This is a genomic window from Bradyrhizobium sp. CCBAU 25338, assembly GCF_028128965.1.
Classification (GTDB): Bacteria; Pseudomonadota; Alphaproteobacteria; order Rhizobiales; family Xanthobacteraceae; genus Bradyrhizobium; species Bradyrhizobium liaoningense.
This window is the reverse complement of the sequence record NZ_LFKY01000029.1, coordinates 54,650-77,068: the sequence shown is the minus strand read 5'-3', so window position 1 is coordinate 77,068 and position 22,419 is coordinate 54,650. Positions and strand designations below refer to the sequence as shown.

The 22,419-nt window shown below is 64.8% G+C and carries 20 protein-coding genes; 15 read left to right on the top strand and 5 right to left on the bottom strand.

Going from position 1 to position 22,419, the window contains the following annotated elements; genetic code table 11:
* Nucleotides 1-16: 16 nt before the first annotated feature.
* Nucleotides 17-652 carry an arylesterase gene (locus ACM42_RS10475; RefSeq protein ID WP_271527900.1) on the top strand — a complete coding sequence of 212 codons (636 nt, stop codon included), beginning with the start codon at nucleotides 17-19 and terminating at the stop codon, nucleotides 650-652.
* A gap of 174 nt (nucleotides 653-826) precedes the next feature.
* Nucleotides 827-1,363 (top strand): RNA 2',3'-cyclic phosphodiesterase, encoded by a 537-nt coding sequence (gene thpR, locus ACM42_RS10470; protein ID WP_271527845.1) that lies wholly within the window; start codon nucleotides 827-829, stop codon nucleotides 1,361-1,363.
* 18 nt (nucleotides 1,364-1,381) lie between these two features.
* Here thpR and ACM42_RS10465 read toward each other — a convergent pair whose 3' ends face one another.
* Nucleotides 1,382-1,786, bottom strand: coding sequence for a type II toxin-antitoxin system VapC family toxin (locus tag ACM42_RS10465; RefSeq protein WP_271527844.1), 405 nt, complete (start codon nucleotides 1,784-1,786; stop codon nucleotides 1,382-1,384).
* Complete coding sequence (locus tag ACM42_RS10460; RefSeq protein WP_271527843.1) at nucleotides 1,786-2,040, bottom strand: type II toxin-antitoxin system VapB family antitoxin; 255 nt, start codon at nucleotides 2,038-2,040, stop codon at nucleotides 1,786-1,788. The genes ACM42_RS10465 and ACM42_RS10460 overlap by 1 nt, the downstream gene beginning before the upstream one ends.
* 196 nt (nucleotides 2,041-2,236) lie before the next feature.
* Between ACM42_RS10460 and zapE the strand changes: the two genes are divergently transcribed.
* From zapE to ACM42_RS10410, 10 genes are all read left to right on the top strand, one after another.
* Complete coding sequence (gene zapE / locus ACM42_RS10455; protein WP_271527842.1) at nucleotides 2,237-3,424, top strand: cell division protein ZapE; 1,188 nt, start codon at nucleotides 2,237-2,239, stop codon at nucleotides 3,422-3,424.
* 252 nt (nucleotides 3,425-3,676) lie between these two features.
* Nucleotides 3,677-4,645, top strand: a complete 969-nt coding sequence (mdh, locus tag ACM42_RS10450; protein WP_028177733.1) for a malate dehydrogenase — start codon at nucleotides 3,677-3,679, stop codon at nucleotides 4,643-4,645.
* A gap of 219 nt (nucleotides 4,646-4,864) precedes the next feature.
* Complete coding sequence (gene sucC / locus ACM42_RS10445) at nucleotides 4,865-6,061, top strand: ADP-forming succinate--CoA ligase subunit beta (protein WP_271527841.1); 1,197 nt, start codon at nucleotides 4,865-4,867, stop codon at nucleotides 6,059-6,061.
* Between the two features lie 4 nt (nucleotides 6,062-6,065).
* Entirely contained in the window at nucleotides 6,066-6,545 is a 480-nt protein-coding gene (locus ACM42_RS10440; protein WP_271527840.1) for a DUF1579 domain-containing protein, read from the top strand.
* Nucleotides 6,546-6,578: 33 nt separating this feature from the next.
* Nucleotides 6,579-7,463: a succinate--CoA ligase subunit alpha gene (gene sucD / locus ACM42_RS10435; RefSeq protein ID WP_028177730.1), complete on the top strand. Its 885-nt coding sequence runs from the start codon at nucleotides 6,579-6,581 to the stop codon at nucleotides 7,461-7,463.
* 137 nt (nucleotides 7,464-7,600) lie between these two features.
* Nucleotides 7,601-10,558, top strand: a complete 2,958-nt coding sequence (locus ACM42_RS10430) for a 2-oxoglutarate dehydrogenase E1 component (protein WP_271527839.1) — start codon at nucleotides 7,601-7,603, stop codon at nucleotides 10,556-10,558.
* A 180-nt stretch (nucleotides 10,559-10,738) separates the two neighbouring features.
* Entirely contained in the window at nucleotides 10,739-11,983 is a 1,245-nt protein-coding gene (gene odhB / locus ACM42_RS10425; RefSeq protein ID WP_028177728.1) for a 2-oxoglutarate dehydrogenase complex dihydrolipoyllysine-residue succinyltransferase, read from the top strand.
* 54 nt (nucleotides 11,984-12,037) lie between these two features.
* Complete coding sequence (locus ACM42_RS10420; protein WP_271527838.1) at nucleotides 12,038-12,799, top strand: SDR family oxidoreductase; 762 nt, start codon at nucleotides 12,038-12,040, stop codon at nucleotides 12,797-12,799.
* Nucleotides 12,800-12,857: 58 nt separating this feature from the next.
* Nucleotides 12,858-14,258 (top strand): dihydrolipoyl dehydrogenase, encoded by a 1,401-nt coding sequence (gene lpdA, locus ACM42_RS10415; RefSeq protein WP_271527837.1) that lies wholly within the window; start codon nucleotides 12,858-12,860, stop codon nucleotides 14,256-14,258.
* A gap of 34 nt (nucleotides 14,259-14,292) precedes the next feature.
* Nucleotides 14,293-14,823 (top strand): hypothetical protein, encoded by a 531-nt coding sequence (locus ACM42_RS10410; RefSeq protein WP_271527835.1) that lies wholly within the window; start codon nucleotides 14,293-14,295, stop codon nucleotides 14,821-14,823.
* Between the two features lie 104 nt (nucleotides 14,824-14,927).
* Here the strand turns inward: ACM42_RS10410 and ACM42_RS10405 are convergent, their stop codons facing one another.
* Together ACM42_RS10405 and ACM42_RS10400 are read right to left on the bottom strand one after the other, a co-directional pair.
* A complete protein-coding gene (locus ACM42_RS10405; protein WP_271527834.1) occupies nucleotides 14,928-15,518 on the bottom strand; it encodes a DUF4337 domain-containing protein in 591 nt (196 codons plus the stop codon).
* Nucleotides 15,519-15,601: 83 nt separating this feature from the next.
* A complete protein-coding gene (locus ACM42_RS10400; protein ID WP_271527833.1) occupies nucleotides 15,602-16,567 on the bottom strand; it encodes a tyrosine recombinase XerC in 966 nt (321 codons plus the stop codon).
* A gap of 111 nt (nucleotides 16,568-16,678) precedes the next feature.
* On the opposite strand from ACM42_RS10400, the gene ACM42_RS10395 reads away from it, so the two are divergent.
* Complete coding sequence (locus ACM42_RS10395; protein ID WP_271527832.1) at nucleotides 16,679-18,886, top strand: primosomal protein N'; 2,208 nt, start codon at nucleotides 16,679-16,681, stop codon at nucleotides 18,884-18,886.
* A gap of 231 nt (nucleotides 18,887-19,117) precedes the next feature.
* Here ACM42_RS10395 and ACM42_RS10390 read toward each other — a convergent pair whose 3' ends face one another.
* A complete protein-coding gene (locus ACM42_RS10390; protein WP_271527831.1) occupies nucleotides 19,118-19,618 on the bottom strand; it encodes a septal ring lytic transglycosylase RlpA family protein in 501 nt (166 codons plus the stop codon).
* 650 nt (nucleotides 19,619-20,268) lie between these two features.
* Here ACM42_RS10390 and ACM42_RS10385 point away from each other — a divergent pair.
* Complete coding sequence (locus ACM42_RS10385; protein WP_131874110.1) at nucleotides 20,269-20,829, top strand: F0F1 ATP synthase subunit delta; 561 nt, start codon at nucleotides 20,269-20,271, stop codon at nucleotides 20,827-20,829.
* Nucleotides 20,829-22,358 carry a F0F1 ATP synthase subunit alpha gene (gene atpA / locus ACM42_RS10380; RefSeq protein ID WP_271527830.1) on the top strand — a complete coding sequence of 510 codons (1,530 nt, stop codon included), beginning with the start codon at nucleotides 20,829-20,831 and terminating at the stop codon, nucleotides 22,356-22,358. Before ACM42_RS10385 ends, atpA begins: the two co-directional genes overlap by 1 nt.
* Nucleotides 22,359-22,419: the final 61 nt, after the last annotated feature.

Below are 22,419 nucleotides of genomic sequence, written 5' to 3'. Positions count from 1 at the left end.
GCGTTACGGATTGTTCATGCACATAGCCGTGTTGATGCTCGCTTTGATGACGATCGCGCCCCCCGCTTGGGCGGAAGCGACAAAGCCGATCAGGCTCGTCGTTCTCGGCGATTCCCTCAGCGCCGGTCTGGGCCTTCCGGCCCAGGAAGCGTTTCCCCAGAAGCTCAAAAAAGCGTTGCAAACCAAAGGCATAGAGGTTGAAATGATCAATGCCGGGGTGTCCGGCGACACCTCCTCCGGCGGCCGCGACCGGCTCGACTGGTCGGTGCCCGATGGAACTGATGGCGTCATCGTCGAGCTCGGCGCCAACGACGCCTTGCGCGGCATCGATCCTGACCTGACGCGCGCCGCGCTGACCGACATCATCCAGCGGCTTAAGGCGCGCAAGATCGCGGTGATGCTCTGCGGCATGCTGGCGCCGCCGAATTACGGCACTGACTATGCCGCGCGCTTCAATTCGATTTATCCGGATCTGGCGAAAAAATTCGATGTGCCGCTCTACCCGTTCTTCCTCGAGGGCGTTGCGGCCGACGCCAAGCTCAACCAGGCCGACGGCATTCATCCGACTGCGGCCGGCGTCGACATCATCGTCGCCAACATCCTGCCCACAGTGGAGGCATTCCTTGGCACGATAGCTGAGCAACAGCGTTGAAATGCGGGCAGCGCTAACCCTAATTCCCAGGGTTTTCCCGGGATGGCCCGCGCGGTGCTTCGCAGAGTCACACAACTGCGATAGGAATCAGGGTACCGGTGATTCGTCACCGGCTCTAAAATTTGGATATGGTCTTTCCCAAGGATCATGCCCAAGCATCGGGAGTGCGAAACGATGCCGCGTTTGTTCACGGGTCTGGAAATTCCGGCCGAGATCGGCCACTCGCTTTCCAACTTGAGGGGCGGCCTTCCCGGCGCCCGCTGGATTGATCCCGAAAATTATCACGTCACCTTGCGCTTCATCGGCGACATCGACGGCGCGTCCGCCAACGAGATCGCCTCGCTGCTGTTTCGCGTCGACCGCAAGCCTTTCGAGGTGAAGGTGCAGGGGCTCACGAGCTTTGGCGGCCGCAAGCCGAGGGCAGTCGTCGCGACGATCGCGCCGAGCAAGCCGCTGATGGAATTGCAGGCCGAGCTCGAACGCATGATGCAACGGATCGGCCTCGATCCTGAAGGACGCAAGTTCATCCCGCACGTCACGCTGGCCCGGCTGTACGACGCCTCCGACCGCGACGTCGCCGACTATCTCTCGCTGCGCGGCTACTTCCCGAGCAAGGCGTTCATGGCGGAGCGCTTCGTGCTGTTCTCCTCGCGAGCCTCCACCGGCGGCGGGCCGTATGTCGTCGAGGACGCCTACGAGCTGTGCGCGTGAACTCTTCACTCCTGCGCGCTATCGAAGCGGCGCAATGCCTGATAGGCCGATGTCGGTCTTCGCGAAGTCCTCGCCTTTGAACAGCAGAGGTTCGCTGCGGGTGACGGCCAGCGCGTAGGAAAAACAATCACCGTAATTGAGTGATGCGGCGTGACGTCCCTTGCCGTAGCGCCGCCAGGCGCGCCGTGCAGCATCGACTTGTTGGGCGTCGACCGGCACGATCTCGGCGCCGATCTTGACGAGCCAGAGATCGAACTCGCGCCCGCCCGCATCACCTAGCCGCGTCTCGATCACCATCGTTGCTTCAAGCACCGTTGCTGCCGAGATCAGGCGGATCGGATCGTCTACGATCAATCGCTCGATATCCGCCGCATCGTCTTCGTCGAGTGCGATTGCCACGATTGCCGATGTATCGATCACCATCAGCGCGGCAGTCCATGCTCGTCGTATCCGAGAATTTCCTCAGGCGTGCGATCATCCAGGACGCGCATCTCGCTCCAGCGCCGCCTGATCTCCGCCATCTCTTCCAGCAGCGCGTCTTTACGAGTTTGACCGCCGAGCCGGCGCAGTCGCTCCTCGATGGCGCGCTTGGTGGCGGTCGTGATGGTCTCGCCGGTCAGTTGCGCGAGGCTCCGCGCCAACTGCTCCGTCTCGGGATCCTTGATGCTGAGCGCCATGCTGAGGTTCCTTGGTTCCTTATCAGGTATATTCTACCTCGTTGGAACGCAAGATTTGATTCTTAGGAGGGGGCTCGGTTGATCCCGGCGTAGCGGGTTTGAGCTTGCAACCGTCCCCTCCCGGGGGAAGAAGCGCATAAGCCGTTGCGCCAATACGCAGTTGCAATTTCCGCCCATCTCTGGCGGTAAAGGGCGCATGCTCACCACCCCCGGTTCCTCTTTCCGCCAGGCATACCAGGCCCAGATCGCTTCCGGCGCGATCGAGCCCGATGCCGCGCAGGCCGAGGTCGCCGAGGCCTATGCGGCGCTCGACCAGCGGCTCGCCACGTACAAGCCGCAGCGCAAGCAGGGTCTGCTCGCCCGCCTGTTCAGCAGCAATGACAAGGACGAGGCGCCGCGCGGGCTCTACATCCATGGCGAGGTCGGCCGCGGCAAGACCATGCTGATGGATCTGTTCTTTCAGCACTCTGCCGTCGAGCACAAGCGCCGCGCACATTTTCACGAGTTCATGGCGGATGTGCACGAGCGCATCTACGACTATCGCCAGAGCATCGCGCGCGGCGACATCGCCGACGGCGACGTCATCGCGCTGACCGCGAACGCGATCTTCGAGGAGAGCTGGCTGCTCTGCTTCGACGAATTCCACGTCACCGACATCGCGGACGCGATGATCCTGGGGCGCCTGTTCGCCAAGCTGTTCGAGCTCGGCACCGTGGTGGTCGCGACCTCCAACGTCGCGCCGGACGATCTCTACAAGGGCGGCCTGAATCGCTCGCTGTTCCTGCCCTTCATCAAGCAGATCACCGACCACATGGACGTCGCGCGGCTCGACGCGCGCACCGACTTCCGGCTGGAGAAGCTTCAGGGCGTGCCGATGTGGCTGACGCCGGCGGATGGCGATGCGGAAGCCGCGCTGGACCGCGCCTGGAAGCGGATGTCAGGCGGCGCCAAATGCAGGTCGCGCGACATTTCGATCAAGGGACGCATCCTGCACGTGCCGTGCTCGGCCCATGGCGTGGCGCGGTTCTCGTTCGCCGACCTCTGCGAGAAGCCGCTCGGCGCATCCGACTACCTCAGGCTGGCGCACGATTATCACACCATCCTGGTCGACCATATTCCAGTGATGGACCTCTCCCAGCGCAACGCAGCCAAGCGATTCATCACCCTGATCGACGCCCTCTATGACAACGCCGTGAAGCTGATGGCTTCGGCCGACGCGAACCCGATCTCGCTTTATCTCGCCCATGAGGGCGTTGAGGCCATGGAGTTCAAGCGGACCGCCTCGCGCCTGATCGAGATGAGCTCGGAATCCTATCTGGCGCTGGCTCACGGCCGCAAGGATTCCACCGCCAGCGGCTCGACCAAGGGCCTGGTCGAGACTTAAGTCCTATTTGCCAGCGCCATCATTCCGGGGCGTCGCGAAGCGGCGAGCCCGGAATCCATCGCGCCAAAAACTCTGCCGCCCGATGGATTCCGGGCCTGCGCCTGTCGGCGCATCCCGGAATGACGGACCCAGTATGGCTGCCATCGCGCCAAGCCCGACAATTGGGCATTCGGCGACTTGAACGGGGGAGACGAAAGGGATAACCACCCGTCTCAGTTTTCCCCTCCTTACGTGTCTAAAGGACAGGTTCACATGGCGCGCGACAAGATTGCTTTGATTGGCTCCGGTCAGATCGGCGGAACGCTGGCTCATCTCATCGGCCTGAAGGAGCTGGGCGACGTGGTGATGTTCGACATCGCCGAGGGCGTGCCGCAGGGCAAGGCGCTCGACATCGCGCAGTCCTCGCCGGTCGACGGCTTCGACGCGCACTACAGCGGCGCGAACTCCTACGAGGCGCTCGACAACGCCAAGGTCTGCATCGTCACCGCCGGCGTGCCGCGCAAGCCCGGCATGAGCCGCGACGACCTCCTCTCGATCAACCTCAAGGTCATGGAGCAGGTCGGCGCCGGCATCAAAAAGTACGCGCCCGACGCTTTCGTCATCTGCATCACCAACCCGCTCGACGCCATGGTCTGGGCGCTGCAGAAGGCGAGCGGCCTGCCGCACAAGAAGGTCGTCGGCATGGCCGGCGTGCTGGATTCGGCACGCTTCCGCTACTTCCTGGCCGACGAGTTCAACGTCTCGGTCGAGGACGTCACCGCCTTCGTGCTCGGCGGCCATGGCGACACCATGGTGCCGCTCGTGAAGTACTCCACCGTCGCCGGCATCCCGCTGCCCGACCTCGTCAAGATGGGCTGGACCTCGCAGGCGCGCCTCGACGAGATCGTCGACCGCACCCGCAACGGCGGCGCCGAGATCGTCAACCTGCTCAAGACCGGCTCGGCCTTCTATGCCCCGGCCGCGTCCGCGATCGCGATGGCCGAGAGCTATCTGAAGGACAAGAAGCGCGTGCTGCCCTGCGCCGCCTATCTCAACGGCGAGTACAGCGTGAAGGACATGTATGTCGGCGTGCCCGTCGTGATCGGCTCCAAGGGTGTCGAGCGCGTGGTCGAGATCGAGCTCGCCGGCAAGGACCGGGAGGCCTTCGACAAGTCGGTCGGCGCGGTGCAGGGCCTGGTCGATGCCTGCAAGAAGATCGCCCCCGATCTTCTCGGCCGCTAAGCCGCAAGCAATACCCCGCCGAAGATCGAAACCCGGTCTTCGGCGGTTTCACTTCCGGAGCCCGGCTCACTGACTTGTCCAAGGCCGGGCGGGTTCCGGCTCAGTCCAGATCTCGAAGTCAAAGAATCCAGGTTGCAGTTCCTGTGGTATATGGTATGCCAGCCACAAGACTGAGGTGGGCCCATGGGGTCACCGCCCGCGGGTTCAGGGAGCGACCATATGAATATCCATGAATATCAGGCCAAAGCGCTGCTGGGCGAGTTCGGCGTGCCGATCTCCAAGGGCGTCCCGGTCCTCAAAGCCGCCGACGCTGAAGCTGCGGCCAAGGCGCTGCCTGGTCCGGTCTGGGTGGTGAAGAGCCAGATCCACGCCGGCGGCCGCGGCAAGGGCAAGTTCAAGGAGGCCTCTGCCGGCGACAAGGGCGGTGTCCGCATCGCCAAGTCGGCTGCCGAGGTCGCCGAATTCGCCAAGCAGATGCTGGGCGCGACGCTCGTGACCGTGCAGACCGGCCCGGCCGGCAAGCAGGTCAACCGCCTCTACGTCGAGGACGGCTCCGACATCGACAAGGAGTTCTATCTCTCCATCCTGGTCGACCGCGAGACCTCGCGCGTCTCCTTCGTGGTCTCGACCGAAGGCGGCGTCAACATCGAGGACGTCGCGCACAACACGCCCGAGAAGATCGTGACGTTCTCGGTCGATCCCGCCACCGGCATCATGGGCCATCACGGCCGCACCGTCGCCAACGCGCTGAAACTCTCCGGCGATCTCGCCAAGCAGGCCGAGAAGCTCACCGCGCAGCTCTACGCCGCCTTCGTCGCCAAGGACATGTCGATGCTGGAGATCAACCCGCTGGTGGTGACCAAGCAGGGCCAGCTCCGCGTGCTCGACGCCAAGGTGTCGTTCGACGACAACGCGCTGTTCCGTCACCCCGAGGTGCTCGCGCTGCGCGACGAGACCGAGGAAGACGCCAAGGAAATCGAAGCGTCCAAGTACGACCTCAACTACGTCACGCTCGACGGCAACATCGGCTGCATGGTCAACGGCGCGGGTCTTGCCATGGCGACGATGGACATCATCAAGCTCTACGGCATGTCGCCGGCCAACTTCCTCGACGTTGGCGGCAGCGCCAGCAAGGAGAAGGTCGCGGCCGCCTTCAAGATCATCACCGCGGATCCCAACGTGAAGGGCATCCTGGTCAACATCTTCGGCGGCATCATGAAGTGCGACGTGATCGCCGAGGGCGTCACGGCGGCGGTTCGTGAAGTCGGCCTCAACGTGCCGCTGGTGGTTCGCCTTGAAGGCACCAATGTCGAGCTCGGCAAGAAGATCATCGATGAATCCGGACTGAACGTCGTTGCGGGCGACAATCTCGACGATTCCGCGCAGAAGATCGTGAAGGCCGTCAAGGGAGGCTAAGGCCATGGCCCAGGACCATCTCGCCGCATCATCTCCGCTTCCCGAGCACGCGCGTCTCGCCGCGTTCGCCGGCGAATGGAATGGCGAAGAGGTGGTCTTCCCGTCGCGCTGGACGGAAGGCGGGCCGGCGACCTCTCGCGTCGTCGCCCGCATGGACCTCAACGGGTTCTACCTGATCCAGGATTCGGCTCAGATGCGCGACGGCAAGCAGGTCTTCGCCACTCACGGCATCTTCACCTACGATCGTGACGACCGGACCTACAAATTGTTCTGGTACGACTCGCTCGGCTACACGCCGCCCTCGCCCGCTTCGGGCGGGTGGGTCGGCAAGACCCTGACGCTGGTGCGCGGCTCGCTCCGCGGCAATGCGCGCCACGTCTACGAGATCATCGACGACGATTCCTATTCGTTGAAGATCCAGTTCTCGCCGGACGCGGAAGGCTGGGCCGACGTGCTCACCGGCGTCTACCGCCGCATCCACTGACCTCTCACTCGTTAGTTCGCGAAAGCAGACCTCATGTCCATCCTGATCGACAAGAACACCAAGGTCATCTGCCAGGGCTTCACCGGCAAGAACGGCACCTTCCATTCGGAGGCCGCGATCGCCTACGGCACCAAGATGGTCGGCGGCACTTCGCCCGGCAAAGGCGGCTCGACGCATCTGGGCCTGCCGGTGTTCGACACCGTGCGCGAGGCGCGTGAGAAGACCGGTGCCGATGCGTCGGTGATCTACGTGCCGCCGCCGGGCGCGGCGGACGCGATCTGCGAAGCCATCGACGCCGAGATCCCGCTGATCGTCTGCATCACCGAGGGCATTCCTGTTCTCGACATGGTGCGGGTGAAGCGTTCGCTGGCCGGCTCCAAGTCGCGCCTGATCGGGCCGAACTGCCCCGGCGTCATGACCGCCGGCGAGTGCAAGATCGGCATCATGCCGGCCAATATCTTCAAGACCGGCTCGGTGGGCATCGTCTCCCGCTCGGGCACGCTGACCTATGAGGCCGTGTTCCAGACCTCCCAGGAAGGCCTCGGCCAGACCACGGCGGTCGGCATCGGCGGCGACCCGGTCAAGGGCACCGAGTTCATCGACGTGCTGGAGATGCTGCTCGCCGACCCCAAGACCGAATCGATCATCATGATCGGCGAGATCGGCGGCTCCGCCGAGGAGGACGCAGCCCAGTTCCTCAAGGACGAGGCCAAGCGCGGTCGCAAGAAGCCGATGGTCGGTTTCATCGCCGGTGTCACCGCCCCTCCCGGCCGCCGCATGGGCCATGCCGGCGCGATCATCTCGGGCGGCAAGGGCGACGCCGGTTCCAAGACCGAAGCGATGAAATCGGCTGGAATCACCGTGTCTCCGTCGCCTGCACGCCTCGGTCATACGCTTGCCGAAAAGTTGAAGGGCTAGTTCACTTCTTCGTGCTTTTCCGGGCGAAGTTTCGCAGCAAATAGGGTAAAGGGTGCCTGTCGCGCCGAGCCTCTGCCGGGGAGCTCGGCGCCAGCGCCGTTTGTTATGCGCGAACCGAAATCGCCAGGAACTCCAGTATGTCTCGCCAGGACGCGAACGCAGCCTTTGCCTTGTCTTCCTTTTTGCAGGGCACCAACGCCACCTACATCGACGAAATCTACGCCCGCTATGAAAAGGACCCATCCTCGGTCGACGCCGAGTGGCAGGAGTTCTTCAAGAGCCTGAAGGACCAGCCGGACGACGTCCGCAAGAATGCCCAAGGCCCGTCCTGGGAGCGTGCCAACTGGCCGCTGACGCCCCAGGACGATCTGACCTCGGCGCTCGACGGCAACTGGGCCGAAGTCGAGAAGACGGTCGGCGGCAAGATCGCCGCCAAGGCGCAGGCCAAGGGCGCCGACATCTCCTCCGCTGATCTGCTCCAGGCCACGCGCGACTCCGTCCGCGCCCTGATGCTGATCCGCTCCTACCGCATGCGCGGCCACTTCCACGCCAAGCTCGACCCGCTCGGCATCGAAGCCCCGCGCAACCGCGAGGAACTCGACCCGCGCACCTACGGCTTCAGCGAGGCCGATTTCGACCGCAAGATCTTCCTCGATCACGTGCTCGGTCTCGAATACGGCAGCTTGCGCGAGATCACCGCGATCTGCGAGCGCACCTACTGCCAGACGCTCGGCGTCGAGTTCATGCATATCAGCAATGCCGCGCAGAAGGCCTGGATCCAGGAGCGCATCGAGGGACCCGACAAGGAGATCTCGTTCACCCGCGAGGGCCGCCGCGCCATCCTGATGAAGCTGGTCGAAGCCGAGGGCTTCGAGAAATTCTGCGACACCAAGTTCACCGGCACCAAGCGCTTCGGTCTGGACGGCGGCGAATCCCTGATTCCCGCGCTCGAGCAGATCATCAAGCGCGGCGGCAATCTCGGCGTGAAGGAGATCGTGCTGGGCATGCCGCATCGCGGCCGCCTCAACGTGCTGACCCAGGTGATGGGCAAGGCACACCGCGCGCTGTTCCACGAATTCAAGGGCGGCTCGGCCAACCCCGACGCGGTCGAAGGCTCGGGCGACGTCAAATATCACCTCGGTGCCTCCTCGGACCGCGAGTTCGACGGCAACCGGATCCATCTGTCGCTGACCGCCAACCCCTCGCATCTCGAGATCGTCGATCCCGTCGTGCTCGGCAAGGTGCGTGCGAAGCAGGACCAGCACGGCGATCCGCCGGACATGCGCATCTCCGTCATGCCGCTCCTGATGCATGGCGATGCCGCTTTCGCCGGCCAGGGCGTGGTGGCGGAATGCTTCGGCCTGTCCGACCTGAAGGGCTACCGCACCGGCGGCTCCGTGCACTTCATCGTCAACAACCAGATCGGCTTCACGACCTATCCGCGCTACTCGCGCTCCTCGCCCTATCCGTCCGATGTGGCGAAGATGATCGACGCGCCGATCTTCCACGTCAATGGCGACGACCCGGAAGCCGTGGTGTTCGCGGCCAAGGTCGCGACCGAGTTCCGGCAGAAATTCCACAAGCCCGTCGTCATCGACATGTTCTGCTACCGCAGGCATGGCCATAACGAGGGCGACGAGCCGGCCTTCACCCAGCCGGTGATGTACAAGCGGATCGCGGCGCATCCCTCGACGCTGGAGCTCTACTCGCGGCGCCTGATCAGCGAGGGCGTGATCACCGAGGGCGAGGTCGAGAAGGCCAAGGCCGACTGGCGCGCCCGGCTCGATGCCGAATTCGAGGCCGGCACCTCCTACAAGCCGAACAAGGCCGACTGGCTCGACGGCAAATGGGCGGGCTTCAAGATCGCCGACCAGGAAGAGGACGCCCGCCGCGGCGTCACCGGCGTCGATCTGCCTGTGCTGAAAGACATCGGCCGCAAGATCACCAAGGTACCGGACGGCTTCCGCGTCCACCGCACCATCCAGCGCTTCCTGGAAAACCGCGCCAAGGCGATCGACAACGGCGTCGGCATCGACTGGGCGACCGGCGAGGCGCTGGCGTTCTGTACGCTGCTGCAGGAAAACCACCATGTCCGCCTGTCCGGACAGGACTCGGAGCGCGGCACCTTCTCGCAGCGCCACTCGGTCCTGATCGACCAGGAGGACGAGAGCCGCTACACGCCGTTCAACCATCTCGGCAGCCAGCAGGGCCATTACGAGGTCATCAACTCGCTGCTGTCGGAAGAGGCCGTGCTCGGCTTCGAATACGGCTATTCGCTCGCCGAGCCGAACACGCTGACGCTCTGGGAAGCCCAGTTCGGCGACTTCGCCAACGGCGCGCAGGTCGTGTTCGACCAGTTCATCTCCTCGGGCGAGCGCAAATGGTTGCGCATGTCCGGTCTCGTCTGCCTCCTGCCGCACGGCTATGAGGGCCAGGGGCCGGAGCACTCCTCGGCGCGCCTCGAGCGCTTCCTGCAGATGTGCGCGGAAGACAACATGCAGGTGGTCTACCCGACCACGCCGGCGAACTACTTCCATGCGCTGCGCCGCCAGCTGCATCGCGAGATCCGCAAGCCGCTGATCATGATGACGCCGAAATCGCTGCTGCGTCACAAGCGGGCGGTGTCGCGTCTCGAGGAGCTGGCGAAGGGCACGACCTTCCATCGCATCCTCTACGATGACGCCCAGATGCTGCCGAACGAGGCGATCAAGCTCGTTCCGGACGAGAAGATCCGCCGCATCGTGCTCTGCTCCGGCAAGGTCTATTACGACCTCTACGAGGAGCGCGAGAAGCGCGGCATCGATGACATCTACCTGATGCGCATCGAGCAGCTCTATCCTGTGCCGCTGAAGGCGCTGGTGGCCGAGCTGTCGCGCTTCAAGAAGGCCGAAGTGGTGTGGTGCCAGGAAGAGCCCCGCAACATGGGTGCATGGCACTTCATCGAGCCCTATCTGGAATGGGTGCTGAACCAGGTGAACGGCGCAAGCCGGCGTCCGCGTTATGTCGGCCGCGCCGCTTCCGCTGCGACCGCCACGGGTCTGATGTCCAAGCATCAGGCGCAGTTGAAGGCGTTCCTGGACGAAGCACTGAGCTGAATTTTTTCGAACTGCGTCATGCCCCGCCTCGTGCGTAACCGCGCACTGGAGCGGGGCATCCAGTACGCCGTGGCGTCCGTGCAGAGTACGAACGTCCGGTTTGCTGGATGGCTTGCTTTTCGCAGGCGATGACACACCCGCACTTATGACCGCATTGGCGATCTCCTTAAGGAAAAGACCATGACTGAAATTCGTGTGCCGACGCTCGGCGAATCCGTCACCGAGGCCACCATCGGCCGCTGGTTCAAGAAGGCCGGCGATCCGGTCGCCGTCGACGAGCCCTTGGTTGAGCTCGAGACCGACAAGGTCACCATCGAAGTTCCGGCGCCCTCCGCGGGCACGCTGAGCGAGATCATCGCCGCCGACGGCGCGACCGTCGCCGTCGGTGCGCTGCTCGGGCAGATCACCGAGGGGGCCGGTGCCGCCAAGCCCGCCGCCGCTCCCGCCAAGCCGGCCGCTGCTCCAGCCGCAGCCGCTGCGGCTCCGGCTGCCGCCGCCGCTGCGCCGAAGGCGCCGCCGGCCGATGCGCCGCTCGCTCCGTCCGTGCGCAAGCTGTCGGCCGAGACCGGCATCGACGCCTCGACCGTCCCCGGCTCCGGCAAGGACGGCCGCGTCACCAAGGGCGACATGTTAGCTGCGATCGAGCGCGCCGCCTCCGCACCGACCCCGGTCAACCAGCCCGCCGCCGCCGTGCAGGTTCGCGCGCCGTCGCCGGCCGATGACGCCGCCCGCGAAGAGCGCGTCAAGATGACCCGCCTGCGCCAGACCATCGCGCGCCGCCTCAAGGACGTGCAGAACACCGCGGCCATGCTCACGACCTTCAACGAGGTCGACATGACCAACGTCATGGCGCTGCGTGCGCACTACAAGGACGCGTTCGAGAAGAAGCACGGCGCCAAGCTCGGCTTCATGGGCTTCTTCACCAAGGCCGTCGTGCAGGCGCTGAAGGACATCCCGGCCGTCAATGCCGAGATCGACGGCACCGACCTGATCTACAAGAACTACTACCACATCGGCGTCGCCGTCGGCACCGACAAGGGCCTCGTCGTGCCCGTAGTGCGCGACTGCGACCACAAGTCGATCTCCGACATCGAGAAGAGCATCGCCGATTTCGGCCGCCGCGCCCGTGACGGCCAGCTCAAGATCGACGAGATGCAGGGCGGCACCTTCACCATCACCAATGGCGGCATCTACGGCTCGCTGATGTCGACCCCGATCCTGAACGCGCCGCAATCCGGCATCCTCGGCATGCACAAGATCCAGGAGCGGCCGATGGTCGTCGGCGGCAAGATCGAGGTTCGTCCGATGATGTATCTGGCCTTGTCCTACGATCACCGCGTCATCGACGGCAAGGAAGCCGTCACCTTCCTGGTCCGCGTCAAGGAGAGCCTGGAAGATCCGGCGCGCCTGGTGCTCGATCTCTGATCCCTGCTGCTCTGCGAGCGCCGTCGCGATCAACGCGGCGGCGCGTGTCGAACCATGGAGGTGCGCGTGACCGATAAAGTCGTTGTCATCACCGGCGGTAGCCGCGGCATCGGGCGGGCGACCGCGATTGCGGCGGCCGCGCGCGGCTATCGCGTCGTGGTCGGCTATGCCAGCAACAAGAAGGCCGCCGACGAGGTCGTCGCGCAGATCGAGGCCGCCAACGGCAAGGCCACCGCGGTGAAATGCGATGTCGCCGAGGAAAGCGACATCCTCGCCCTGTTCAAGGAAGCTGACAAGCTGGGCACGCTTGGCGCGCTCGTCAACAATGGCGGCATTGTCGGCAAGAGCGGCGTGCGGGTCGACGAGATGTCGGCCGAGCGCATCCAGCGCGTGATGGCGGTGAACGTGACCGGCTCCATCCTCTGCGCGCGCGAAGCCATCAAGCGGATGTCGACCAGGCACGGCGGCGAGGGCGGCGTCATCGTCAACCTCTCGTCCGTCGCTGCCAGGCTCGGCGCACCCAACACTTATGTCGATTACGCCGCGTCCAAGGGCGCGGTGGATTCCTTCACCGTCGGCCTCGGCTACGAGGTCGCGGGCGAAGGCATCCGCGTTGCCGCGATCCGCCCCGGCCTGATCGACACCGAGATCCACGCCGCCGGCGGCGAGCCCGACCGCGCCCATCGTCTGGCCCATATGGTGCCGATGAAGCGCGTCGGCACCGCCGAGGAAATCGCCAACGCCATCGTCTGGCTGATGTCGGACGAGGCCTCCTACGTCACCTCAGCCATTCTCGATGTGTCCGGCGGACGCTGACGCGCCGCGCGGACGCTGACACATCCTCATCACGCCAAACCTCACGGGACTTTCTCTCATGGCTACCTACGATCTCGTCGTCATCGGCACCGGACCGGGCGGATATGTCTGCGCGGTACGCGCTAGCCAGCTCGGCATGAAAGTCGCCGTGGTCGAAAAGAACGCCACGCTCGGTGGCACCTGCCTCAATGTCGGCTGCATGCCGTCGAAGGCGCTGCTGCACGCCTCCGAGATGTTCGAGGAAGCCGGCCATTCCTTCGCGAAGATGGGCGTGTCGGTCTCGTCGCCGAAGCTCGATCTGCCGGCGATGATGAACTTCAAGCAGCAGGGCATCGACGGCAACGTCAAGGGCGTCGAGTTCCTGATGAAGAAGAACAAGATCGACGTGCTCAAGGGCACCGGCAAGATCCTGGGCACCGGCAAGGTCGAGGTCTCCGCCGACGGCAAGTCGCAGACGATCGACACCAGGAACATCGTGATCGCCACAGGCTCCGACATCGCGCGCCTCAAGGGCATCGAGATCGACGAGAAGCGCGTCGTCTCCTCGACCGGCGCGCTGTCGCTCGACAAGGTCCCCGGCAAGCTCCTGATCGTCGGCGCCGGCGTGATCGGCCTCGAGCTCGGCTCGGTCTGGCATCGTCTTGGCGCCGAAGTCGTGGTCGTCGAATTCCTCGACCGCATCCTGCCCGGCATGGACGGCGAGATCGCCAAGCAATTCCAGCGCATCCTCGAGAAGCAGGGCTTTGCGTTCAAGCTGGGGGCCAAGGTCACCGCGGTCGACACCTCGGGCAAGACGCTGAAGGCGACGATCGAGCCCGCTGCCGGCGGTTCGGCCGAGACGCTGGAAGCCGACGTCGTGCTCGTCAGCATCGGCCGCGTGCCCTACACCGACGGTCTCGGCCTGAAGGAAGCCGGCGTCGCGCTCGACGCGCGCGGCCGCGTGCAGATCGATCCGCATTTCGCCACCAGCCTCAAGGGCGTCTACGCCATCGGCGACGTCGTCGCGGGCCCGATGCTCGCGCACAAGGCCGAGGATGAGGGCGTTGCGGTCGCGGAGATCATCGCCGGACAGGCCGGCCACGTGAACTACGACGTCATTCCGGGCGTCGTGTATACCACTCCGGAAGTGTCCTCCGTCGGCAAGACCGAGGAGGAGCTGAAGCAGGCGGGCATCGGTTACACCGTCGGAAAGTTTCCGTTCACCGCCAACGGCCGCTCTAAGGTCAACCAGACCACTGACGGTTTCGTGAAGATTCTCGCAGATGCGAAGACCGATCGCGTGCTCGGCGTTCACATCATCGGCCGCGAAGCCGGCGAAATGATCCATGAAGCCTGCGTTCTCATGGAATTCGGCGGCAGTGCGGAGGATCTCGCGCGCACCTGCCACGCCCATCCGACCCGCTCGGAGGCCGTCAAGGAAGCCGCGCTTGCGGTCGGCAAGCGGGCCATCCATATGTAGGCACGCGCCCAGCACCGAATCGGGCGGGAAACACATGCTGCGCCGCGTCCTTCAACCGGTCTGGGTCCTGCTTGCGATCATCTTCCTGATCGAAGCCTGGCTGTGGGACCATCTCGAACCGATCGTTGCCAAGGTCGTCGCAGCCATCCCGCTGGCGCGGTTCAAGCATTGGCTGACGGAGCGCGTCAATGCGCTGTCGCCCGCCATGACGCTGATCGTGTTCGCGGTCCCCATCGTCCCGCTGTTTCCGCTCAAGCTGGTCGGCCTCTGGCTGCTCGCGCACGAATACTGGACCAGCGCAGTCTTCACGATCGTGTTCGCGAAGCTGGTCGGCGTCGGCGTCACCGCCTTCGTGTTCGACGTGACGCGCCACAAGCTCCTGGAGATGCACTGGTTCGAGCGGATCTATGATCTGGTGCTGAAGGTGCGCGCCAAGGCCGCCGAACTGGTCGATCCGATCAAGCGCCGCATCCGCGAGCTGATCGCCGGCGACGGCGAGGGGTGGTCCTCCCGCACGCTCCGCCTGATCCAGCGCTTCCGCAAGAGCGTGCATCAGGCGCGGTGATCTTCACCACAATGACGGTCAAGTAGCCCGGATGAGCGCAGCGATATCCGGGATCTCTCGTTGTGGCTTCCCGGATATCGCTGCGCTCATCCGGGCTACAGGCCCTAATGCAAATGCAGGAAATGCGGCCACCACAGGCCGAGCGCGGTCATGAAGAGACCGGCGAGCGTCAGCACGCCGCTGACATAGGCGAGCGCGAGCATGCCGGTAATGATGGTGGCAGAGGCCAGCACGATGCCGATCTGGAAGGCGGCCGACGCCAGCTCGAAGTGATGGTATTTCGCGGTCGCCTCGTCGCGGTCATGCTGGGCGTGCTTGGCCTTCTCGGCGAGCTGCTCGGTGCCTTCGCCGGTCTCGGGCTCGGAGCGGTAGCGCTGTGCGGTCTTGGTCCAGTCGTCGACCTGCTTCTGCACCGTCGCCTTCACGGCATCATCGGTCGTGCCGGCCAGCGTCAGCTTGCCCTGCTCGGCCGCAGTAATCACCACGGTGCGGCGGATGCTTTTGGCCTGGAAGAACGCCCAGAGATTGGCGGCCTCGACGTTCTTGCTGATCGATTCGGTCTGGGCGCCCTTGCCGAGCGTCTCCGAGATCGCCAGGAACAGCGCCAGCACCGCGATCAGGAGCGCGATCTTCTTGTTCGAGCCGGACGCGTGTTCGGCGTGCTCGGCGTGCTCCATGCTTTCATGTGCGCCCATAAATCTCTCCTGCCTCGGTTCCCCACGATTTGACCGAACCGTGGGCGCCGCGCAAGAGGCACGCGAGCTATGACGAGAGTGTGTCAGCGCCGCGGATGCGCGCTCGCATAGACTTCCAGCAGCCGCTCGGAATCGATGCCGGTATAGATTTGCGTGGTCGAGAGCGAGGAATGGCCGAGCAATTCCTGGATGGCGCGTAAGTCGCCGCCGCGCGAGAGCAGATGCGTGGCGAAGGAGTGCCGGAGCGCGTGCGGCGTGGCGCTGTCGGGAAGGCCCAGTGCGCCGCGCAGCCGCTCCATCGCGAGCTGGATGATGCGCGGGCTCAAGGGCCCACCGCGCGCGCCGACGAAGATCGGTCCCTCCGCGGGTAGCGAATACGGGCACATCGAAACGTATTCCTGCACGAGCGCGAGCACGTTCTGCAGCACCGGCACCATCCGGGTCTTGTTGCCTTTGCCTGTCACGACCAGCACGTCGCCTTCGCCGGGACGCGGCACCTCGCGGCGCTTTAGGCCGAGCGCTTCGGAGATGCGCAGGCCCGAGCCATACAGCAGCGCCATCACCGCGGCATCGCGCGCCAGGATCCAGGTCTCGCGGTCCTCGCCGGCGCGCTCGTCGGCATCGGCCAGACGTTTTGCGGAGGCCATCGGCAGCGGCTTCGGCAGGCTCTTCGCAACCTTTGGCGCGCGGATCGCGGACAATGCGCCGACCTTGCCCTTGCCCTCGCGTTCGAGGAAGCGCCCGAACGAGCGCAGGCCCGCCAGCGCGCGCATCAGGCTGCGACCGGCAATGTCGTCGGCCCGGCGCATCGCCATGAAGGCGCGAACGTCGGTGGCCTCCAGCGATGCAAACCGTTCGAGCGTCACCCGCTCGCCCCAATGCGCACAGAGAAAATCCAGGCACTGCCGCAGGTCGCGGCCATAGGCCTCGAGCGTCTTCGGCGACAGCCGCCGCTCGGCACCGAGATGCGACAGCCAGCGTGCCATCTCCTGCGCGATCGAGGGGTCGGCGCTGGCGAGCTCGATTCTTGGGGCTGCGGCTTTGCTCATGCGCTCTGGACGTGGTGATTCCGCACAGTATATCGCATCACACTCGTTTATCGTTCGCTAAGGCCGGCCCGCGGCGCTAGCCTGAAGTCCCCGAGTTCCGATTCTCCACCCATGGATCACACACCGCGCAGCCCCGCCTCCGCCCACGCGACCGGCATGGTCGACGTGCTGGTGCCGGTCGCGCTCGACCAGACCTATTCCTACAAGGTGCCGCGCGGGATGGAGCTGAAGGCGGGCGATCTTGTCGGTGTGCCGCTCGGGGCCCGCGAGGTGCTGGCGGTGGTCTGGGGCGAGAACGCCAATCCCGATCCGCGCCTGCACAATCGCCTCAAGGAGGTCAGCGAGAAGCTCGACATCCCGCCGCTGAAGCCCGAGCTGCGTTCGGTGGTCGACTGGGTCGCCAATTACACGCTGAGTCCGCGCGGCATGGTGCTGCGTATGTGCCTGCGCATGGGCGAGAATCTCGGCCCGGAGCGGGTGCGCGCCGGCGTTCGCCTGGTCGGCGATCCCCCGAAGCGGCTGACGCCGGCACGGCAGCGGGTGATCGCGGTGCTGTCCGACCGGCTGCTGCACAGCAAGTCCGAGGCGGCCAAGGAAGCGGGCGTCTCCTCAGGCGTGATCGACGGCCTCGTCGACGAAGGCACGCTCACGGTCGAGCCGATGCCGCCGCCCCCGCCGCCGCCCGCGCCAGATCCTGATTTCGGCCGGCCGGATTTCTCGCCGCTGCAGCGTGCCGGTGTGGATGCGATGCGCGCGCTCGCGGCCAACGGCACCTTTCACGTCGCGCTGCTCGACGGTGTCACCGGCTCGGGCAAGACCGAGGTCTATTTCGAAGCCGTGGCCGAGGTGATCCGTCGCGGAAAGCAGTCGCTGATCCTGATGCCGGAGATCGCGCTCACCGGCCAGTTCCTCGACCGCTTCGCGCAGCGCTTTGGCGTGCGGCCGCTCGAATGGCATTCCGAACTCACCCCGCGCACCCGCGCGCGCAATTGGGCCGCGATCTCCGAAGGTTCAGCGCCGGTCGTGGTCGGCGCGCGCTCGGCGCTGTTTCTGCCCTATGCCAATCTCGGCCTCATCATCGTCGATGAAGAGCACGACCAGGCCTACAAGCAGGACGACGGCGTGCATTACCACGCCCGCGACATGGCGGTGGTGCGCGCGCATATCGCCAGGATTCCGGTCGTGCTGGCCTCCGCGACGCCTTCGGTGGAGTCCGAGGTCAATGCGCGCAAGAGCCGCTACCAGCGCATCGCGCTGCCCTCGCGCTTCGGCGGCCAGCACATGCCGCATATCGAGGCGATCGATCTGCGCCGCGAGCCGCCCGCGCGCGGCCGCTTCATCTCGCCGCGGCTTGCCGGCGAGATCAGAATCGCGATCGAGCGGCGCGAGCAGGCGCTGCTGTTCCTCAACCGCCGCGGCTATGCACCGCTGACCTTGTGCCGTGCCTGCGGCCATCGCTTCGCCTGCACCATCTGCGATGCCTGGCTGGTCGATCATCGCTTCCGCCAACGCCTCGTCTGTCATCATTGCGGCTTCTCGATGCCGCGCCCGCATATCTGTCCGAACTGCTCGGCGGAGGAATCGCTGGTCGCGGTCGGGCCCGGCGTCGAGCGCCTGCAGGAGGAGGCGGCCGCGCTGTTCCCGGAAGCGCGCACCATGGTGCTGTCCAGCGATCTCATCACCTCGATCGAGACGATGCGCTCGGAGCTCGCCGAAATCGCGGAGGGTCGCGTCGACATCATCATCGGCACGCAGCTCGTCGCAAAAGGCCACAATTTCCCGCGGCTCAATCTGGTCGGCGTGGTCGATGCGGATCTTGGCCTCAGCAACGGCGATCCGCGCGCCGCGGAGCGCACCTGGCAATTGCTCAATCAGGTGATCGGCCGCGCCGGCCGCGAGCAGGGCCGTGGCGTCGGCTATCTCCAGACCCACCAGCCCGATCATCCCGTGATGAAGGCGCTGATCGCCTGCGACCGCGAGGCCTTCTACGACAGCGAGATCGAGCTGCGCGAGAAGACGCTCTATCCGCCGTTCGGCCGGCTCGCGAGCCTGATCATCTCGGCAGGCGACCGGCCGAGCGCGGAAGGTTTCGGCCGCAAGCTCGTCGCGCTGGCGCCGCGCGACGAACGCGTCGTGGTGCTGGGGCCGGCGGAAGCGCCGCTCGCCGTCATCAAGGGCCGCTATCGCTTCCGCATCCTGGTGAAATCGGCGCGCGGCTTCGATCTGTCGGACTATTTGCGCAGCTGGCTCGCGGTGTGCCCGAAGCCATCAGGCAATCTCAAGCTCGAAGTGGATGTCGATCCGCAGAGCTTTTTGTAAGCGCCACTGTCACCAAATGCTTGGTCGTCATTCCGGGGCGCGACGAAGTCGCGAGCCCGGAATCCATTCCTCCACCAACTCTGCCGCGCGATGGATTCCGGGCTCGGGCTGCGCGCGCCCCGGAATGACGACAAAAAAAGCCCGCGGTCCCCCAAGACCACGGGCTTGTCTCACGCGCGCAGCAAACTGATGGAAACTGCGCGTGTGAGGAGAGGCGCTTGAAACGCCCCTTTAGGAGACGACTTCCGCGGTGACGCGGCCGACGCCGGCACCGGTGAGGCCGATGGCGCGGGCAGCGCCGGTGGAGAGGTCGAGGACACGGCCGCGAATGAACGGACCGCGGTCATTGATGGTGACGACCACGCTCTGGCCGCGATGGGTGACACGCAGCTTGGTGCCGAACGGCAGCGAACGGTGGGCCGCGGTCATGGCGTTCTGGTTGAAGCGCTGGCCCGACGCCGTCCGGCTGCCGGACTCGTTGCCGTAAAAGGAAGCCATGCCGGAGAAGCTGTGGCCCGTGCCGGAGGTCGGCGTCATCGACGCATTGGCGTTGCGCCAATCGGAGGTCGCGTTGGTGTCGGTCTGGGCGTGGTGGCGGTGTTGGTGATGCCGGTGATGCCGGGATTTTGCGGAAGCTTCGGTGGCAGTTCCACCGATGAGGAGGGTTGCGGCGACGAAAGCGATCGCCGTGCGCGGCCGGGTCACAAAGCCCAGCGTCTTCAAAGACAGCATTTACTGGTCCCTAAGCTAGTATTGCCACATATGTGGCTAGTGGAGCCCCCATCAGTTTGCGAGCGGGTTGGCGTTTCGATTCCCAATGAGGCGTGAATTGGGCAGTAAATTGAGTATGTTTCGTCATGAAACATCTTGTTACCGTTGTACGATAATCAGCGGATGTTTCGTAATCTTCGGCTTTAACGATTCCTTAACCTCATGATTACTTCGTAATACTGTAAAACGAAGTGATCGCTTCGATTGTTCAGAATTCGGTAAGTATTCGGCCAGTGGAACCAGCCACTCCAGAATCACGCCTCTGCGATCCGTGTTCATGGCCGCTATGCGCTAGGGGCAGGAACCAACCGCGGGGAGGCTCCCGGCAATTTCCACGACGCGGGAGACCATCGGTCCGAACGCGTCAGCGCCGCCCTCGCGGCGTCGCCCGCTGCGACGAACTGGCGGGAGAACCGCGTGCCTTTAATTTGGCGTCATGTTGCACCTGCGCGCCTGCTATGTTAGCAAAGCCGCGATTTTAACGAGCCCGGCACCTCCCGTGCTGGTCGAAAATCGAAGTCCCGCTTGAATTCCAAGGGCTTGGATCGCTAGGCGCCGCTTCGTGGCGACGGTTTTTCCCTTGCGAGTTTGACAGCAAAAAGAGCGCGTCTGTGGCTGCAGAAGATACGTCCGTTTCAGGTGTGTCCGGCCGTTATGCAACGGCCTTGTTTGAACTGGCCCGCGACCAGAAAGTGGTCGACGAGGTCAAAGCCGATCTCGACAAATTCGATGCCTTGCTGAACGAAAGCGCGGATCTCAAGCGCCTCGTCCGCAGCCCGGTGTTCGCGGCCGACGCCCAGTCCCGGGCCCTCTCGGCCGTGCTGGCCAAGGCCGGCATCGCCGGCATCTCCGCCAACTTCCTCAAGGTGCTGACCGCCAACCGCCGCCTGTTCGTGGTGGCGGACGTCATTCGCGGCTACCGCGCCCTCGTCGCCAAGTTCAAGGGTGAGACGACGGCCGACGTCACCGTGGCGGAAGCGCTCTCGGACAAGAATCTCGATGCCCTCAAGGTTGCCCTGAAGTCGGTGACCGGCAAGGACGTCGCGCTGAACGTGAAAGTCGATCCCTCGATCATCGGTGGCCTCGTCGTCAAGCTGGGCAGCCGCATGGTGGATGGTTCGCTTCGCACCAAACTCAATTCGATCAAGCACGCGATGAAAGAGGCAGGCTGATGGACATCCGCGCCGCGGAAATTTCCGCGATCCTCAAGGACCAGATCAAGAATTTCGGCCAGGAAGCTGAAGTCTCCGAAGTCGGACAGGTGCTGTCCGTCGGCGACGGTATCGCCCGCGTCTACGGTCTGGACAACGTCCAGGCCGGTGAAATGGTCGAGTTCGAGAACGGCACCCGCGGCATGGCGCTGAACCTCGAAACCGACAACGTCGGCGTGGTTATTTTCGGTGCCGACCGCGAGATCAAGGAAGGCCAGACCGTCAAGCGCACCCGCGCCATCGTGGACGCGCCGGTCGGCAAGGGCCTGCTCGGCCGCGTGGTCGACGCGCTCGGCAACCCGATCGACGGCAAGGGTCCGATCCAGGCCGAGAAGCGCATGCGCGTCGACGTCAAGGCGCCCGGCATCATTCCGCGCAAGTCGGTGAGCGAGCCGATGGCGACCGGCCTCAAGGCGATCGACGCCCTGATCCCGATCGGCCGCGGCCAGCGCGAGCTGATCATCGGCGACCGCCAGACCGGCAAGACCGCGATCGCGCTCGACACCATCCTGAACCAGAAGCCGCTCAATGCGCAGCCCGACGAGAACATCAAGCTGTACTGCGTCTACGTCGCGGTCGGCCAGAAGCGTTCGACCGTCGCCCAGTTCGTGAAGGTGCTGGAGGAGCAGGGCGCGCTCGAATATTCGATCGTCGTCGCCGCCACCGCCTCGGATCCGGCGCCGATGCAGTACATCGCGCCCTTCACCGGCTGCACCATGGGCGAGTACTTCCGCGACAACGGCATGCACGCGGTCATCATCTATGACGACCTCTCCAAGCAGGCCGTCGCCTACCGCCAGATGTCGCTGCTGCTGCGCCGTCCGCCGGGCCGCGAAGCCTATCCCGGCGACGTGTTCTATCTGCACTCCCGCCTGCTCGAGCGCGCGGCGAAGCTGAACAAGGACCAGGGCTCGGGCTCGCTGACGGCGCTGCCGGTCATCGAAACCCAGGCCAACGACGTGTCGGCCTACATCCCGACCAACGTCATCTCGATCACGGACGGCCAGATCTTCCTTGAAACCGACCTGTTCTTCCAGGGCATCCGTCCTGCCGTGAACGTCGGTCTGTCGGTGTCGCGCGTCGGCTCGTCGGCGCAGACCAAGGCCACCAAGAAGGTCGCCGGCAAGATCAAGGGCGAGCTCGCGCAGTACCGCGAAATGGCGGCGTTCGCGCAGTTCGGCTCCGACCTCGACGCCTCGACCCAGCGCCTGCTCAACCGCGGCTCGCGCCTGACCGAGCTGCTGAAGCAGCCGCAGTTCTCGCCGCTGAAGATGGAAGAGCAGGTCTGCGTGATCTGGGCCGGCACCAACGGCTATCTCGATCCGCTCCCGCTCAACAAGGTGCGCGCCTTCGAGGACGGCCTGCTCTCGCTGCTGCGCGGCAAGCACGTCGACATCCTCAACGCGATCCGCGACAGCCGCGATCTCGCCGACGACACTGCTGCGAAGCTGAAGTCGGTGGTCGAAGGTTTCGCGAAGACCTTCGCGTAATCGAGAGCGTCATGGCCGGGCTTGTCCCGGCCATCCACGTGCTGACGCGTGGAGACGAAGA

Bases quoted from the DNA above. Each gene is read 5' to 3' on its own strand.
- ACM42_RS10475 (WP_271527900.1), top strand. From the start codon at position 17: ATGCACATAGCCGTGTTGATGCTCGCTTTGATGACGATCGCGCCCCCC.
- ACM42_RS10420 (WP_271527838.1), top strand. From the start codon at position 12,038: ATGGAGGTGCGCGTGACCGATAAAGTCGTTGTCATCACCGGCGGTAGC.
- ACM42_RS10440 (WP_271527840.1), top strand. From the start codon at position 6,066: ATGGCCCAGGACCATCTCGCCGCATCATCTCCGCTTCCCGAGCACGCG.
- sucD (WP_028177730.1), top strand. From the start codon at position 6,579: ATGTCCATCCTGATCGACAAGAACACCAAGGTCATCTGCCAGGGCTTC.
- ACM42_RS10430 (WP_271527839.1), top strand. From the start codon at position 7,601: ATGTCTCGCCAGGACGCGAACGCAGCCTTTGCCTTGTCTTCCTTTTTG.
- ACM42_RS10410 (WP_271527835.1), top strand. From the start codon at position 14,293: ATGCTGCGCCGCGTCCTTCAACCGGTCTGGGTCCTGCTTGCGATCATC.
- mdh (WP_028177733.1), top strand. From the start codon at position 3,677: ATGGCGCGCGACAAGATTGCTTTGATTGGCTCCGGTCAGATCGGCGGA.
- sucC (WP_271527841.1), top strand. From the start codon at position 4,865: ATGAATATCCATGAATATCAGGCCAAAGCGCTGCTGGGCGAGTTCGGC.
- ACM42_RS10395 (WP_271527832.1), top strand. From the start codon at position 16,679: ATGGATCACACACCGCGCAGCCCCGCCTCCGCCCACGCGACCGGCATG.
- odhB (WP_028177728.1), top strand. From the start codon at position 10,739: ATGACTGAAATTCGTGTGCCGACGCTCGGCGAATCCGTCACCGAGGCC.
- zapE (WP_271527842.1), top strand. From the start codon at position 2,237: ATGCTCACCACCCCCGGTTCCTCTTTCCGCCAGGCATACCAGGCCCAG.
- ACM42_RS10460 (WP_271527843.1), bottom strand. From the start codon at position 2,040: ATGGCGCTCAGCATCAAGGATCCCGAGACGGAGCAGTTGGCGCGGAGC.
- ACM42_RS10400 (WP_271527833.1), bottom strand. From the start codon at position 16,567: ATGAGCAAAGCCGCAGCCCCAAGAATCGAGCTCGCCAGCGCCGACCCC.
- lpdA (WP_271527837.1), top strand. From the start codon at position 12,858: ATGGCTACCTACGATCTCGTCGTCATCGGCACCGGACCGGGCGGATAT.
- ACM42_RS10465 (WP_271527844.1), bottom strand. From the start codon at position 1,786: ATGGTGATCGATACATCGGCAATCGTGGCAATCGCACTCGACGAAGAC.
- ACM42_RS10405 (WP_271527834.1), bottom strand. From the start codon at position 15,518: ATGGGCGCACATGAAAGCATGGAGCACGCCGAGCACGCCGAACACGCG.
- atpA (WP_271527830.1), top strand. From the start codon at position 20,829: ATGGACATCCGCGCCGCGGAAATTTCCGCGATCCTCAAGGACCAGATC.
- ACM42_RS10390 (WP_271527831.1), bottom strand. From the start codon at position 19,618: ATGCTGTCTTTGAAGACGCTGGGCTTTGTGACCCGGCCGCGCACGGCG.
- thpR (WP_271527845.1), top strand. From the start codon at position 827: ATGCCGCGTTTGTTCACGGGTCTGGAAATTCCGGCCGAGATCGGCCAC.